Source organism: Lacinutrix algicola (assembly GCF_001418085.1).
In the GTDB taxonomy this organism is placed as follows: domain Bacteria; phylum Bacteroidota; class Bacteroidia; order Flavobacteriales; family Flavobacteriaceae; genus Lacinutrix; species Lacinutrix algicola.
This window is the reverse complement of the sequence record NZ_LIQH01000021.1, coordinates 117381-133653: the sequence shown is the minus strand read 5'-3', so window position 1 is coordinate 133653 and position 16273 is coordinate 117381. Positions and strand designations below refer to the sequence as shown.

Genomic DNA, 16273 nt, shown 5'->3' with positions numbered 1-16273 from the left:
ATGAGTAATAAAATATATCTAAGTTGTGAAGAAGCAAATCACACATGTGATAAAGCACAATATAAAGAGGCTTCACTTTGGGAAAAAATTAAACTAAATTTACATTTAGTCTTTTGCGCTGCTTGTAGAAAATATTCTAGAAACAATGCAAAGCTAACTAAGTTAATGAAAAAGAAACCTGTAAAATTAGAAACTACAGAAAAATCTAAACTACAGTCTGCTTTCGAAAAAGAATTAGCAAAACAAAATAATTAATAACCATATAATTGGAATACTTTCAACCCAAAAGGAACTGTAATAACGGTTCCTTTTTTTATTTGTAAAAACCACAAAACATAATGTTATTAATACAACAATTAAGGTTTTAAGTAAGCTCTCATAACTTAATTCATTTTTAAAAAATTCAGATAAAAACAAAAGGAGTAGTAAAAAAAAACCTATTAATTTAGTGTATTTCACTCCTATTTTCTGAGGAATAGTTGCCAGCTTTAAGCTATCAAATTTTAAATCTCTAATTTCGAAAGGCAACATTAAAACAACTACAAAAACAAATCTTTGAAATGCCGTTATGTATACATCTGCATTTAAATGTACATCATCATTAATTAAGGGCAAAAAGACGGTTACACCTGTCCAAACTAAAGCTATAACATAAACCTTAAGCCCACTAACATCTCGAAGGTTTTGTTGGTTATCTAAATAAAAGTTTTTAGGAAGAAAAGGAATAGCATATAAGAAAGTAATCAACCCAAAAACTCCAATAGAAATCAATGTCTTTAATTGCAATTGCATTGCGAAATAGCACAGCAAGAGAAAGCAAACAAGCGAAAACACTTGAATAATTTTTAATGCATCTGTTAAACTTCTATGATGGAATTTTGCTATCCCAAAATACTTCACAAAATTATAACCTGTAATAGTTGCAAAAAAAATAAAATAAAGAATGTTTTCATCATAAGAAACATCAAACTGTATTAACGTAATCCAACCCAAAGCATACACGGCTAAAGCCACGTGAATACTACTATTCAAATAAAAATCGAAAAGTTGTTTAATTAATCGCATTACACAAAGTTAATTCATAAAAAATAGTATCTGTTAATAAAGGCGTTAAATGGTTAAAAACTTTAGTTTTTTTTAAGAAATAACATTTTTAATTTTCATTATTTTTGCTAGACAAAATCACACACAACTACAATGAATACAAATACTTTCGCACTACGCCATATTGGCCCAAGAGAAAACGATCAAAAACTAATGCTCGATGCCATTGGTGTAGACAGTATGGAACAACTTATTTACGAAACGATTCCAGACGATATTCGATTACAAACCGATTTAAACTTGGATGTTGCTATGAGCGAATTCGAATATTCTTCGCACATTAACGAGCTTTCAAAATTAAATAGTATTTACAAAACTTATATAGGCTTAGGCTACCACCCTACTATTTTACCTGCTGTTATACAACGTAACATTTTAGAAAATCCGGGTTGGTATACAGCATATACTCCTTACCAAGCAGAAATAGCTCAAGGAAGATTAGAAGCTTTACTAAACTTCCAAACTATGGTTACAGACCTTACTGGAATGGAGTTAGCTAATGCTTCGCTTTTAGATGAAAGTACAGCTGCAGCAGAAGCAATGAGTTTATTATTTGCCGTTCGCGAACGTGCACAAAAAAAAGCAGGTGTAAATAAGTTTTTTGTTTCTGAAACTATTTTACCTCAAACATTATCTCTTTTACAAACAAGATCTACACCAATTGATGTAGAATTAGTTATTGGTAATGAAAATGAATTCGATTTTTCTTCTGATTTTTTTGGAGCAATTTTACAATATCCAGGAAAAAATGGACAAGTTAGCGACATTAAAACATTTATAGAAAAAGCAAAAGCAGCAGATATTAAAGTTGCCGTTGCCGCAGATATATTAAGTTTAGTAAAATTAGAAGCACCAGGTAAATTTGGTGCAGATGTTGTTGTTGGTACAACGCAACGTTTTGGTATACCATTAGGTTACGGTGGACCACATGCCGCTTATTTTGCAACAAAGGAAACTTATAAAAGAGATATTCCTGGTCGTATTATTGGTGTTTCTAAAGATAAGAATGGAAACCGTGCGCTACGTATGGCTTTGCAAACACGTGAACAACATATAAAAAGAGACAGAGCAACATCTAATATTTGTACAGCTCAAGTATTATTAGCTGTTATGGCAGGTATGTATGCTGTATATCATGGTCCAAAAGGTCTAGATTTTATTGCTAGCCAAGTACACAACACAGCTTCTGCTTTAGCAAATGCATTAACTAAATTAGGTGTAGAACAAACAAACACTTCGTTTTTTGATACTATACAGTTAAAAGCAAATGCATCAGTTGTAAAGCCTTTAGCAGAAAAAAGCAACGTAAACTTTTACTATCCAAATGAAGATACAGTTACTATTGCTGTAAATGAAACAACAAGGCTAGTAGATTTAAATGAGATTATTTCAATTTTTGCTGAAGCTTTAGGAAAAGAAACGTTTACTATCGATAGTATTTTAGAAGTAAATAACATTCAAGAAACTCTTCAACGTAAAACAGACTTTTTAACGTTAGACGTTTTCAATACGCACCATTCTGAAACAGAATTAATGCGTTATATAAAAACTTTAGAGCGTAAAGATTTATCATTAAACCACTCAATGATTTCTTTAGGTTCTTGTACAATGAAATTAAATGCTGCAGCAGAAATGTTGCCATTAAGTAATCCTAATTGGGGAAACATACATCCTTTTGTTCCAATAGAACAAGCTAACGGTTACTTAACAGTCTTAAAAGAATTAGAAGATCAGTTAACAGAAATTACTGGTTTTTCTGGCACTTCTTTACAACCAAACTCTGGTGCTCAAGGTGAGTATGCTGGATTAATGGTTATAAAAGCGTATCACGAATCTCGCGAAGATCATCATAGAAATATTTGTTTAATTCCATCTTCAGCACACGGTACAAATCCGGCAAGTGCTGTAATGGCAGGAATGAAAGTTGTTGTTACAAAAGCAACTGCAGAAGGAAATATTGATGTAGACGATTTACGCCAGAAAGCAGAATTACACAAAGATAATTTAGCTGCCTTAATGGTAACGTACCCATCTACTCATGGTGTTTACGAATCTGCGATTAAAGAAATTACGCAAATTGTACACGATAACGGCGGACAAGTATACATGGACGGAGCAAATATGAATGCTCAAGTAGGATTAACAAATCCTGGAAACATTGGCGCAGATGTTTGTCACTTAAACTTACATAAAACCTTTGCTATACCTCATGGAGGTGGTGGTCCTGGTGTAGGTCCAATTTGTGTTGCAAAACAATTGGTTCCTTTTTTACCTGGAAATCCAATTATAAAAACTGGAGGAGAACATGCTATTACAGCTATTTCTGCTGCACCTTATGGTTCTGCATTAGCCTGTTTAATTTCTTATGGTTATATTAAAATGCTTGGTGTTAAAGGCTTAAAAAAATCGACAGAAGTTGCTATATTAAATGCTAACTACATTAAGCAACGTTTACAAGGTGCTTTCGAGACATTGTACTCTGGAGAACGAGGTCGTGCAGCACATGAGATGATTATAGATTGCCGTCCGTTTAAAGCTAATGGTATTGAAGTTGTTGATATTGCTAAGCGTTTAATGGATTATGGTTTTCATGCTCCAACGGTATCTTTTCCTGTTGCAGGAACAATGATGATTGAACCAACAGAAAGTGAAAGTAAAGCAGAAATGGATCGTTTTTGTGATGCTATGATTTCTATTAGAAAGGAAATTTCGGAAGCATCGAAGGATGATCATAATAATCCGTTAAAAAATGCACCGCACACAATGGCTATGGTTACAAGTGACGAATGGTTATTGCCTTATTCTAGAGAAAAAGCTGCTTTTCCTTTAGAATACGTACATGACACAAAGTTTTGGCCAAGTGTAAGACGTGTTGACGATGCCTATGGAGATAGGAATTTAATCTGTACTTGTGCACCTATAGAAGCCTATATGGAAGCATAACACGTGCTTGAACGTCGTAAAAATAAATAACTAAAAAATTGCCTTTAATTTATGATGCTTATCTTAGCCAATTAATTAAAGGCAATTCCCTTTTTATATGAATATTAAAATTACTGGAACCGGAAGTTTTATTCCGAGTACTGTTGAGAAAAATGAAGATTTCTATAATCATGAGTTTTTAAATGCAGATGGTTCAAAAATAAATAGCCCAAATGAAATTATCGTTGATAAATTTAAAGCGATAACAGGAATTCAAGAAAGGCGTTATATAAAGCCAGAATTACTAAATTCTGACATTGCCTTTTTTGCTGCTGAAAAAGCCATTGCAGATGCAAAAATTGATAAAGAAACATTAGATTATATTATTGTTGCACACAATTATGGTGATGTAAGACATGATGCTGAACAGAGTGATACTGTACCAAGTTTAGCCTCTCGTGTAAAACATTTACTTCAAATTAAAAATCCAAAATGTGTAGGTTACGATTTACTTTTTGGATGTCCAGGTTGGATTGAAGGTGTAATACAAGCTAATGCATTTATTAAAGCAGGAATAGCAAAACGCTGTTTAGTTATTGGCTCTGAAACACTATCTCGTGTTATAGATAAGCACGATAGAGATTCTATGATTTATAGTGATGGCTCTGGAGCTGTTATTATTGAAGAAACAAATGATGAAGGTGGAATTATTGCACACGAATCTGCAACTTATGCTTTAGACGAAGCTCATTTTATCTATTTTGGAGAAACTAATAAACCAGAAAACACAAGCCAAAGAAGATACATTAAAATGTTTGGTAGAAAAATTTACGAATTTGCCCTAACAAATGTACCTCTAGCTCTAAAAGCTTGCTTAGAAAAAAGTGGTTTCGGCATAAATGATGTCAAAAAAATATTAATCCATCAAGCAAATGAAAAAATGGATGAAGCTATTGTAAAGCGTTTTTACAAGCTTCACGACATGAAAGTGCCAGAAGGGATTATGCCAATGTCTATAAATAAATTGGGAAATTCTAGTGTAGCAACAGTACCTACATTATTAGACCTCATTTTAAAAGGAGAAATTGAAAATCAAGAAATTAATAAAGGAGATGTTATTCTTTTTGCTAGTGTTGGTGCGGGCATGAATATTAACGCTATAGTTTATAAATATTAAAACAACATTTCTTTGTACGAAGGCAAATTTCCACATAAAAGATATAAACTTACTTATCAATTTTTAGAAAAACATATTTCTACTGAAGAAACAATTCTAGATTTAGGTGTAGAAAATCCGTTTACAGAAGTCATGAAAAATGGTGGCTTTAAAATTAAAAACACTTCTGGAGAAGATATTGATGAGGACACTTCAGCTATTGAAAATTCTGATGCTACAGTGGTAACAGCTTTCGAAATTTTCGAACATTTACTTTCTCCGTATACTGTTTTAAAATCTATTAAAGCTGACAAATTGGTTGCTAGTATTCCAATGCGTTTATGGTTTTCTTCAGCTTACAGAAGTAAAACCGATAAATGGGACAGACATTATCATGAGTTTGAAGATTGGCAATTTGATTGGCTTTTAGAAAAAGCAGGATGGAAAATAATTGACCGTCAACAATGGACTAACCCAACTAAAAAAATTGGTATTCGTCCAATTTTAAGATGGTTTACCAATCGTTACTATATTGTTTATGCTGAAAGAATAAAGTAAATTCTAAAAACAGAATGATTTCATTAAATTTTAGTTTCAAAAAGTTGTAATTTGTGATTTTTACATTGAAATTTCATAAGTGAATATATACATCGTCATTCCTGCTCACAACGAAGAAAATTGCATTTCATTAATGCTGGAATCTTTAGTAAAACAAACACTTTTACCAAAGAAAGTAGTTGTAGTAAATGATAATTCTACAGATAGGACACAGCAAATAGTTGATGACTTTTCAAATAAGAACAATTGGATTAAAAGTATTTCTATTCAATCTTCAAAAGATCATATTCCTGGTAGTAAAGTTATTAATGCCTTCTATAAAGGACTTGAAATATTGGATAGCGACTATGATATTATTTGCAAATTTGATGCAGATATTATTCTTCCTAAAAATTATTTAGAATCTATTATAGCTCTTTTTAACACAGATAGCAAAGTTGGAATAGCTGGAGGATTAGCATACATTAATAAAAACAACCAGTGGGTTTACGAAACTATCGCATCTAAAAACCATGTTCGTGGGCCATTTAAAGCATATAGAAAAGAGTGTTTTCAAGATATTGGAGGCTTAAAACCTAGTATTGGATGGGATTCTATAGATGTAATGTTGGCTCAATATTATGGTTGGACTATAAAAACCGACAAGCTATTAATAGTTAAACATTTAAAACCAACCGGTAAAACTTACCATAAAAGCAGCAAATACTTACAAGGAGAAGCATTGTACAAAATGCGTTTTGGATTACCCTTAACTATATTATCGGCTTTAAAAAGTGCAATTAGCAAAAGAAGTTTTCTTTATTTTAAAAACACCATTTTTGGCTATATTAAATCTAAAAATAATAACATTGAACCACTAGTAACTGTAGAGCAAGGTGATTTTATTAGAAAACTTAGATGGGAAGGTGTTAGGAAAAAATTAAAAATATAGTAGAAATACCATTTTAATTAAAACTCCAATTCTTATAATTGCTCGAAGCCTCTAATCTGTTTTCTTTTTCATCTTCTAATTCTGAAAAGAAGTCGATTCCTGTTAGTTTTTCAACTTCGTCTACAGATACCACAAATTTATATAAAGGCTCTTTAGACGCTTCGTGATCCATTAAAAAAGCTAGCATCTTAGTGTCTCCAGAGTTATTATCTATAATAACTTTATAAAACTGATTAGGAACCGCCACTTTTTCGCTTCCAATAGTTTTCATATTACCTTTTAAAACACCTCCAGACACTACAAAAACACCATCGTACTTACTTGCCCAATAGCGTGTTTTTTGTTCTAATCGATTCCAAACACCTGCATTAAACTCGTGTGTTTGTGGAGAAATATTACTGGTTAAAAAAGTTTCATCGTGTGCTGCTTGACTATATTTTCGATCTCCAGCAGGACACAAATGTCCTCGATCGTAACCCGATTTCTTATAGTTACGCCAGTGTGCAGCTGTTGTTTTTACAGCGTTATCAATTTCAAAATATGGCCGTTTAAAATTGGTGCTACTTAAATGAGATTTCTTTAATTCGTATGCAACCCATTCGGCTTGCTCGTGTGGTTCACTATAACTTAAACTGTAACCATCATGATGCACAATTTGTCCTGTTGTACTGGTTGGTAAAAAGTATTCGTTGGTATCGTTTTTTACAATTGTTCCTCCATTTACAATTTTTACTTGTTCCTCATTAATTAAGTATTCTTTAGTTAATAACGTTGCTATTATAACTATTGCGGTAAGGATGGAATATTTTGTTTTGTTAGTCATTAATTTAAATATTTATTCTGTAAACCCATTTAAGTTTAAAACTTCAAACTCTTTAGCTTCATTTTCAAAAATAATATAAGCTTTTAATTCTGGGTGTCTAAATAAAAAATCTTTAGCATCTTCTATTCCCATTGCTTGTATAGCTGTAGCGTAACCATCTGCCAACATACAAGTATCGGCAATTATAGAAACACTTAAAATACTTGTTTTACTTGGAAAGCCTGTTTTAGTATTAATAATATGAGCATAACGATTTCCACTAGCATCTAGTTTAAATTTTCTATACGTTCCTGAAGTTGCCATTGCTTTATCTTTAAGACCTAAAACAATATTAGTACTTTGGGTGTCATCGAAATTAGGATTTTCAACACCTACGGTCCATGGATTTTGTTTATCTATATTTACTCCTTTTGTCCTTAATTCTCCGCCAATATTTACCATGTAATTTTCGATAGCTTTAGATTCTAAAAATTCTCCAATTACATCTACAGCATAACCTTTTGCAATAGCATTAAAATCTAAAAATGCACCATCTTCTTTTTTTACTGTACTATCGACTAATCCCATTTTATTAAATCCAACATAACGTTTTAAGCTGTCTATTTTTACGCTATCGAGTTTTGCCTTAGGTTTCTCTGAACCAAAATCCCAAGCATTAACCAACTTACCTATTGTAGGATCGAAAACACCTTCAGTTTCTCGATATAGCTTTTTTGAAGCGTAGAAAACTTTTGTAAAATGATTATCAACATTTACTACTTCATTTCTATTTAACTTAGAAATATCTGAATCTGCTTGATAATTAGACATCGATTTATTGATAATAAAAAACAAGCTATCAATCTGTTTTTGATAGTTCTCATTACTTTGCGAAGCAAAAGTAATCTCGTAAAATGTTCCGAATACAGGACCCGAAACTTTTGTGTTTTTAAGTTCTTGTTCACAAGAAAATATTGAAAATACAAACAGTAAAATTATAACTTTTTTCATGATAGTTTTTTATACTCGTCACTAGATTTTAAAATAGAAACTTAGTATTAATAAGGATTGTAATGTTAGTTTAAATTTGTCTCTAATACTTGAATACCGTTATACTCGATTAAGTATTCTTCGTTTAAAAATATAGGCAAAGATTCTCCATTTGGATTTACTAAACCAACTCCAGCATATAATACTTTTGCATTATGTTCCCGAGCATGTTCTTTAAAAGATTCCATCCAAACCACATCGTAATTATTAGCATTATCTGGTAATAATACTGCTTTTACAATTACAAAAAAGTGCTGCTTATTAGCATCCATACAAACAAACTGAGGATGTCTTTTAAGTTTACTATTTATAGCAATAAACTCGAATCCACGTTTCTCGAGGTCTTTACCTACATGGTTCATCGCTAGATTGTGAAGTTCTTGTGGTGTTAATGGTTTACTCATATTTATTTCCATCTTTCGACTACGCTAAATATAAATTCTAGCGAAAATCTCATTAATTAAAAAACAAAAATACAATAAAGCATTATCAATAGAAAGTGGATTCCGTAGCAAGTAAGGATTGACATTGGTTAATTAAACCTAGCAAATTTAGAATCGTAAAACGTGTAGTTAGATACTGGAATTACAGCATTCATTCTTAAATTATACCAAGGTGAAATAGAACTGTCTTCAAGATTTTTAACTAAATGAACACTTTGTGCTGGAGTATTACCTTGAAATAATAGAAATAACTTTTCTCCTTTATCATTTATAACAACATCACCAAGCATTACAATATGACCAGGACTCCCTCCTTTAATAAGCATATCTCCAATTTCTAAATTTTTAACAGAATTGATTGTTTCTAATTCTTGAGACAAAGACAAAGTACCAGAATACATATAAATAAGATTAAGGTATTTGTAGAAATTTTCTTTAGAAGTATTAGCTGAAGCCGATTTATTAAACGTTACTTTATTACCTATAATATTTGGTCTATAACCTTGAGCATATTTATTCCATGAACAATAATGACCTGAGGTAAAATTAAAGCCTATCTCACTCTTTCTATTAGTTTCCCAAAGGTATTCACTTCTTATTCTAATTAATGCATCGGCACATTGTTGTAATCCGTTTTTAGGTACAGGAATATCTAATATACCTATATGTCCTTTTTGCCAATAATACTCACTCTCATCATAATTAATAATCTTACTACCAAATGGCTTTAAACTATAATTACGTAAATACTCCTGAAATGATCCTTTTTTGTACTCTATACGTTTATAACCTTTAGGTATTTTAACTCTAGAACTTATAGTCAAACTGTCTTTATAAATTAGACTTGTTTGGGGAACAACAGACTTAGAAACATAATTAACAGTTTCTTTTATCGGTTTAAATTGAAACGCTAAAGCAACAATTGTAATTAGCAATATAAGAACAAGTAGTACTTTCTTCATATTAATATCAACGAAAAAACCCAATACTTTCGTATTGGGCTTTTATATATTATAAAAAACTCTTTTTGAGATTTTTCATTTCAATCTTAATGACATTTAAAAACAAATGTCTTTAAGAGATCTATCCTCCAAAATCATCAAAACGGATATTTTCATCATCAAGACCAAAATCTTCACCCATTTTCTGAACTGCTTGGTTCATTAATGGTGGTCCACAGAAATATAATTCGATATCTTCTGGTGTTTCATGCTTAGATAAATATTGATCGATTACTACTTGGTGAATAAACCCAGTAAATCCATCTCCATTAGGATCTTCAACACTCTGTTTTAGTTGCCAGTTATCTGCTTCCGTTGGATCAGATAATGCAATAAAGAATTTAAAGTTTGGAAAATCTTTTTCTAATGCTCTAAAGTAATGGATGTAGAATAATTCTGCTTTAGAACGTCCACCATACCAATACGTTACTTTTCTTCCTGTTTTTAATGTTCTAAACAATTCATATAAATGAGAACGCATTGGTGCCATACCTGCTCCACCACCTACATATAACATTTCGGCATCAGACTCATTAATGAAGAATTCACCGTAAGGTCCAGAGATAGTTACTTTATCTCCTACCTTTTGGTTGAAAATATAAGAAGAAGCTACACCAGGATTTACATCCATCCATCCGCCTTTAGCGCGATCGAAAGGTGGTGTTGCTACACGTACATTAAGCATAATCTTTCTTCCTTCTGCAGGATAAGAAGCCATAGAATAAGCACGTTCTACCAATTCGTCATTTTTCATAACTAATGGTCTTAAACCAAACTTGTCCCAATCTGCTTCAAATTTATTTGGTTCACCTGGATGATCTTCTGGGTGAGCCGTAACATCCATTTCTGAATATTTAATTTCACAGTTAGGTATTTCAATTTGAATATATCCTCCTGCTTTATAGTTCATATCCTCAGGGATTTCTACTACAAACTCTTTAATAAAGGTTGCTACATTATAATTTGAAACTACTGTTGCTTCCCATTTTTTGATTCCGAAAACTTCTTCTGGAATTGTAATTTCCATATCCGCCTTTACTTTAACTTGGCAAGATAAACGTGCTCCATGAGCTAATTCTTTTCTAGAGAAGTGAGGTGTTTCTGTAGGTAATGCTTCACCACCTCCAGATAACACGTGACATTCACACTGAATACATGTACCACCTCCACCACAAGCAGATGGTAAGAAAATTTTATTACTACCTAACGTAGATAATAATGTATCTCCAGATGCTACTTCTATCTCGCGTTCACCGTTAATTAAGATCTTTACTGGACCTGATGGTGATAGTTTTTGCTTTACAAATAATAATAAACTAATTAGTATTAAAGCGATAATTAAAAACGCTACTACTGTTGTTATTACTGTTGCTCCTGTTCCTGCTGCTAAAATCATACTATTCTGCTATTTTAGTGTTTTCAGCTAATTCCTTAGCGTCTTCAGTTTGTATTTTTTCTACTTGTGCTGTTGGCTCTGGAGATGGTGTTTCGTCCTCACCACCAGTTAACATACCACCAAAACTTAAGAAACCTATTCCCATTAAACCTGTAATGATAAATGTAATTCCTAATCCTCTTAAAGGTGCTGGCACATTAGAATATCTAATTTTCTCACGAATAGCTGCAATTGCAAGAATTGCTAAAAACCATCCTATTCCCGAAGATACTCCGTAGTTTACTGCTAAACCAAATGTTTCAATTTCACGAGATTGCATGAATAATGAACCACCTAAAATGGCACAATTTACTGCAATTAATGGTAAGAAAATACCAAGTGAATTATATAATGATGGTGAGAATTTCTCTACCACTATTTCTACTAATTGTACCATTGTTGCAATAGTTGCAATAAACATAATGAAAGAAAGGAAACCTAAATCCATCCCAGAGAAACCTTCTCCGTTTGCACTTCCATCTGCCCAAGCTAATGCTCCAGGTTGTAGTAAATATTGATCTAATAACCAGTTTAATGGTACCGTGATCGCTAATACAAATATTACGGCTGCTCCAAGTCCAACTGCTGTTGCAACTTTTTTAGAAACGGCTAAGTATGAACACATACCCAAGAAAACCGCAAACACCATATTGTCAACAAAAATTGACTTGAAAAATAATTCTAAATGTTCTATCATTTTTTTATAATTTTCGTCTTCAACTCTCTTTTAATTAAAAGTTGAAGAGGATTTTAATCCTCGATTAAATCTTTATTTCTACTACGCTGCACCCAGATAATTAATCCAACAATTATTAAAGCCATTGGAGGCATTAACATAAAACCATTGTTTTCGTAACCTAAACCATATACTCCAGTCATTTCGATAGGATCTCCTAATACAGGAATTCCGAATAGTGTACCAGAACCTAAAAGTTCTCTAAAGAAACCAACAATTACTAAAATAATTGCATATCCTAAAGCATTACCAATACCATCTAAAAATGATTGCCATGGTTTGTTTGCTAAAGCAAAAGCTTCAAAACGTCCCATAATAATACAGTTGGTAATAATTAATCCAATAAATACAGACAACGTTTTACTTAACTCGAAAGCAAAAGCTTTTAGTACTTGATCTACAATAATTACTAAAGCAGCAACTACTATTAATTGAACAATAATTCTAATTTTTGAAGGAATGATATTTCTCATTAAAGAGATTACTACATTACCTACACTTAATACAAACAATACAGCTATTCCCATTACTAACGAAGCTTTAAGCTCTGCTGTAATTGCTAATGCAGAACAAATACCTAATACTTGTATAGTAATTGGGTTATTATCTGCTAATGGATCTGTGATTAACTTTGCGTCTTTTTTTGAAAGTAGTCCCATATTATTTTAAGTTTTTAAAGTAAGGTAAATACAATTTTAAATCTTTCTTTATCATTGCAGATACACCATCTCCTGTAATTGTTGCTCCAGCAAGAGCATCAACTTCGTTATCGTCTTTTATTAAATTTTTAGGATCGTTGTTACCTTTAGCAACTGTAATACCTTTAAAAGCACCAGCATCATTTAATAGTTTTTCACCATCAAAATCGTCCATAAAGTAACGTTGCTTAATGTTAGCTCCTAAACCAGGTGTTTCACCAGCGTGATCGAAAAATGCACCTTGAACAACCATATTTTTATCTAGAGCAACAAAACCCCAAATAGCATCCCAAAGCCCTTTTCCTCTAATTGGTACGATATAAGATGTTTTACCATCTTTCTCTCCAATAAATAAAGGCAAACGTCTTGTTCCTCCATTTTTAGCTTTCGCTTGTTCTTTTTTAACATCAATTAAGTAAGCTTGGTCATCTACTTTAGCAACACCATTTTCGATTACTAATTGTTCTTTAATGTAAGTTGAAAATTCACCTGCAACTTTATCTGTAGAGACAAAAGTAATATCTCCTGTACCTTCATTTCCATTAACTCCCATAGCATACAGAATATTCTGCTGCTTTTCCATTCTTTTATTCTCTTCAATATTAGGCTTTAAAGACGAAGCTGTAAAGGCTAATAATGAACCTACTATTACAACCATTGCTACTGCAAAGATTATAGTATATGAGTTTTTATCTGTATTAACTGCCATAATTATGCTGTTTTAACTTTTAAACGTTTCATTCTACGCTTTACATTTCCTTGTACCACATAGTGATCGATAGTTGGAGCAAAGACATTCATTAATAGAATGGCTAACATTACTCCCTCAGGGTATGCTGGATTGAATACACGAATCATAATTGAAAGTATACCAATTAAGAATCCATAAACTATTTTTCCTTTATTTGTTTGCGATGCAGTAACAGGATCTGTTGCCATATAAACTGTACCAAAAGCAAAACCACCAATTAATAAATGCATCCAGAAATCTGTACTCATTAAACCGTAAAACTTACTAGATTCTGTAACCCATTCTGCAGAAACAATACCGTTAAATATTAATCCCATAGCAATAGCACCTGCAACAGATGATAACATTATTCTCCAGCTTCCTACTTTAGTAAACACTAAAAACAAACCTCCTAATATTATTAATAACGTTGATGTTTCTCCAACAGAACCAGGAATAAAGCCAAAAAAGGCATTCCAGATATCTCCTGCTGAATCTAACATGCTAGAATTGTTTTGTGCTAAACCACCTAAAATAGTTTCTCCAGACAATGCATCTGGTGTTGCTCCAGCGGCAAGATCTTGAACTCTAGGATCTGCTCCATGTACCCATACTTTATCTCCAGACATCCAAGTTGGATATGCAAAGAATAAAAAAGCACGTATAGTTAATGCTGGATTAAGAATATTCATTCCTGTTCCACCAAATACTTCTTTTCCTATTACTACACCAAAAATAACTGCAACTGCCAACATCCATAATGGAATATCGATTGGTACAATTAATGGCACTAACATTCCTGTTACTAAGTAACCTTCCTCTACTTCGTGTCCTTTTATTACTGCAAAAATAAATTCTACTAATAAACCAACTCCATAAGAAACAATTACTAATGGCAACACTTGCCATGCTCCAATAACAAAATTATCCCAAGTTAAAAAGTTTCCAAATAAAGAAACCTCTCTTGCAACGCCCGCTAAAGCATCTATTGCAGAATAATGTTGATAACCTGCGTTAAACATTCCGAAGATTAAACACGGTATCATAGCCATAATAACTATGTTCATGGTACGTTTTAAATCATCGGCAGCCTTAATATGAGTTCCGTTATGCGTCGTCTCATTTGGCAAGTATAAAAAGGTATGGATTGCATTAAATGCAGGAGCCATTTTAGTTCCTTTATACTTTTCTTTTAAATTATGTAAATTACTTTTTAAACCCATTATCCTATTTCTTTAAGCATTAAGTCTAAACCTTTTCTAATTATTTCTTGATGTGGTTGCTTAGACACACAAACAAATTCTGTTAAGGCGAAATCTTCTGGTGCAACTTCGTACATTCCTAAAGCTTCCATTTCATCTAAATCTTGATACATACAAGCTTTTAGAATCTGCATTGGAAAAATATCTAAAGGAAAAACAGCTTCGTAAGTTCCTGTTGTTACAAAATTTCTATGTTCTCCGTTTGTATTTGTATTTAAAGCAAATTCCTTTTTAGGTGTTAACCAAGAAAAAGTTAATGCTCTAGAAGTAGATACTTTATTAAAGATTGGCTTATTCCATCCAAAAAATTCGTAATCATCACCTTCTGGTATTACAGATATTACATTACTGTAATAATCTAAAGCACCGTCTGGTTTTACTTGCTTCCCAGATAAAACGTTTCCAGAAATAATTCTATCGTTCCCGTCTTTGTCTACACCGTTATCGTAAACCATAGTTGCAATTTCGCTTCCTATTTTGGTTCTAAAATAACGAGGTTTTTTAACCGACGATCCTGCTAAAGCTACTAAACGCTCTGCATTAAACTTACCTGTTAATAATAACTCACCAATAATAACCAAGTCTTGTGCTGCAACAGTCCAAACTGATTCACCTTTATTAACTGGGTCTATTTTATTTATAAGTGTTCCTACATTTCCTGCTGGATGTGGACCAGATACATTGTGGATACTAACATTAGATAATCCTGCCAGTGGAGAATTTCCTTTTTTATTAACTCCAACATGTACTTTTCCTGCTGTTAATTTAGCTAAAGCTGAAACTGCTGCTTGCAACTCTGCTTCTTTACCTACTAACGTATAGTCTAAATCAGCAGCTAAAGGCGCACTTGCGTATGCCGAAACAAAAATTGCTTTTGGAGCAACTTCTGGATTTGCTATCACATCATAAGGACGTTGTTTTACAAATGCCCAACAACCTGAAGCTAATAATTTCGCTTTAATATCTTCAGCTTTTGCCGAATCTACGTTCAAAGCTCCAAAATCTTCAAAAGATTGCTCTTTGTCTGCTTGAATTTTTACTGAAAGAATTTTTCGCTTTTCACCACGAGCAATTTCAACAACTTCTCCAGAAACTGGTGAAGCAAATTTCACGTTTTCGTTGGTTTTATTGAAAAACAAAGCTTGTCCAGCCTTTACTTTTTCTCCAACTTTTACCGTTAATTTTGGAATTACACTGTGAAAGTCTTCTGGTCTAACTGTACAAGTGTTGCTTATTATGGCATTTTCAATTGCCTTTTCCGCAGCTCCTTTAAGTTTTATATCTAGACCTTTTTTAATCTTAATGTCGTTTGACATATGTATAAATCTATTTGTTAATAGTTTAGCTAACTGATTTTTTGATGGTCAAAAATCGATGCGAAAATACGAATTAATAATAAAAATTCTTTCTTATTACACACACAGATAACTTATTTATAATTATTC

16 protein-coding genes are annotated in these 16273 nt (G+C 32.3%); 5 read left to right on the top strand and 11 right to left on the bottom strand.

Features of this window, described 5'->3' with window-relative positions:
* Complete coding sequence (locus tag ASC41_RS02060) at positions 1–255, top strand: hypothetical protein (protein ID WP_055434977.1); 255 nt, start codon at positions 1–3, stop codon at positions 253–255.
* On the opposite strand, the gene ASC41_RS02055 is transcribed toward ASC41_RS02060, so the two are convergent.
* Positions 235–1065 (bottom strand): UbiA prenyltransferase family protein, encoded by an 831-nt coding sequence (locus ASC41_RS02055; protein WP_055434976.1) that lies wholly within the window; start codon positions 1063–1065, stop codon positions 235–237. The two genes, ASC41_RS02060 and ASC41_RS02055, sit on opposite strands and share 21 nt — an antisense overlap.
* A gap of 132 nt (positions 1066–1197) precedes the next feature.
* Between ASC41_RS02055 and gcvP the strand changes: the two genes are divergently transcribed.
* From gcvP to ASC41_RS02035, 4 genes are all read left to right on the top strand, one after another.
* Positions 1198–4047: an aminomethyl-transferring glycine dehydrogenase gene (gene gcvP / locus ASC41_RS02050; protein WP_055434975.1), complete on the top strand. Its 2850-nt coding sequence runs from the start codon at positions 1198–1200 to the stop codon at positions 4045–4047.
* 97 nt (positions 4048–4144) lie between these two features.
* Complete coding sequence (locus tag ASC41_RS02045; protein WP_055434974.1) at positions 4145–5203, top strand: 3-oxoacyl-ACP synthase III family protein; 1059 nt, start codon at positions 4145–4147, stop codon at positions 5201–5203.
* 12 nt (positions 5204–5215) lie between these two features.
* Positions 5216–5740, top strand: a complete 525-nt coding sequence (locus tag ASC41_RS02040; protein ID WP_055434973.1) for a methyltransferase — start codon at positions 5216–5218, stop codon at positions 5738–5740.
* A 79-nt stretch (positions 5741–5819) separates the two neighbouring features.
* Positions 5820–6671 carry a glycosyltransferase family 2 protein gene (locus tag ASC41_RS02035; RefSeq protein WP_055434972.1) on the top strand — a complete coding sequence of 284 codons (852 nt, stop codon included), beginning with the start codon at positions 5820–5822 and terminating at the stop codon, positions 6669–6671.
* A gap of 13 nt (positions 6672–6684) precedes the next feature.
* Here the strand turns inward: ASC41_RS02035 and ASC41_RS02030 are convergent, their stop codons facing one another.
* The 10 genes from ASC41_RS02030 to ASC41_RS01985 all read right to left on the bottom strand — a co-directional run bounded on the left by ASC41_RS02030 (position 6685) and on the right by ASC41_RS01985 (position 16144).
* Positions 6685–7494, bottom strand: a complete 810-nt coding sequence (locus tag ASC41_RS02030; RefSeq protein WP_055434971.1) for a DNA/RNA non-specific endonuclease — start codon at positions 7492–7494, stop codon at positions 6685–6687.
* Between the two features lie 12 nt (positions 7495–7506).
* Positions 7507–8484 (bottom strand): FAD:protein FMN transferase, encoded by a 978-nt coding sequence (locus ASC41_RS02025; RefSeq protein WP_055434970.1) that lies wholly within the window; start codon positions 8482–8484, stop codon positions 7507–7509.
* Positions 8485–8549: 65 nt separating this feature from the next.
* The gene (locus tag ASC41_RS02020) at positions 8550–8927 is read right to left on the bottom strand and encodes a hypothetical protein (protein ID WP_055435072.1); all 378 of its coding nucleotides are present in this window, start codon (positions 8925–8927) and stop codon (positions 8550–8552) included.
* A gap of 128 nt (positions 8928–9055) precedes the next feature.
* Positions 9056–9928, bottom strand: coding sequence for a DUF4846 domain-containing protein (locus ASC41_RS02015; protein ID WP_055434969.1), 873 nt, complete (start codon positions 9926–9928; stop codon positions 9056–9058).
* A gap of 121 nt (positions 9929–10049) precedes the next feature.
* Positions 10050–11363, bottom strand: a complete 1314-nt coding sequence (gene nqrF, locus ASC41_RS02010) for an NADH:ubiquinone reductase (Na(+)-transporting) subunit F (protein ID WP_055434968.1) — start codon at positions 11361–11363, stop codon at positions 10050–10052.
* A gap of 1 nt (position 11364) precedes the next feature.
* Positions 11365–12099 (bottom strand): NADH:ubiquinone reductase (Na(+)-transporting) subunit E, encoded by a 735-nt coding sequence (gene nqrE, locus ASC41_RS02005; RefSeq protein WP_055434967.1) that lies wholly within the window; start codon positions 12097–12099, stop codon positions 11365–11367.
* A gap of 53 nt (positions 12100–12152) precedes the next feature.
* Positions 12153–12797, bottom strand: coding sequence for an NADH:ubiquinone reductase (Na(+)-transporting) subunit D (locus ASC41_RS02000; protein WP_055434966.1), 645 nt, complete (start codon positions 12795–12797; stop codon positions 12153–12155).
* 1 nt (position 12798) lies between these two features.
* Entirely contained in the window at positions 12799–13545 is a 747-nt protein-coding gene (locus ASC41_RS01995; RefSeq protein WP_055434965.1) for a Na(+)-translocating NADH-quinone reductase subunit C, read from the bottom strand.
* A gap of 2 nt (positions 13546–13547) precedes the next feature.
* Positions 13548–14789, bottom strand: a complete 1242-nt coding sequence (locus tag ASC41_RS01990; protein WP_055434964.1) for an NADH:ubiquinone reductase (Na(+)-transporting) subunit B — start codon at positions 14787–14789, stop codon at positions 13548–13550.
* Positions 14789–16144, bottom strand: coding sequence for a Na(+)-translocating NADH-quinone reductase subunit A (locus ASC41_RS01985; RefSeq protein ID WP_055434963.1), 1356 nt, complete (start codon positions 16142–16144; stop codon positions 14789–14791). The genes ASC41_RS01990 and ASC41_RS01985 overlap by 1 nt, the downstream gene beginning before the upstream one ends.
* Positions 16145–16273: the final 129 nt, after the last annotated feature.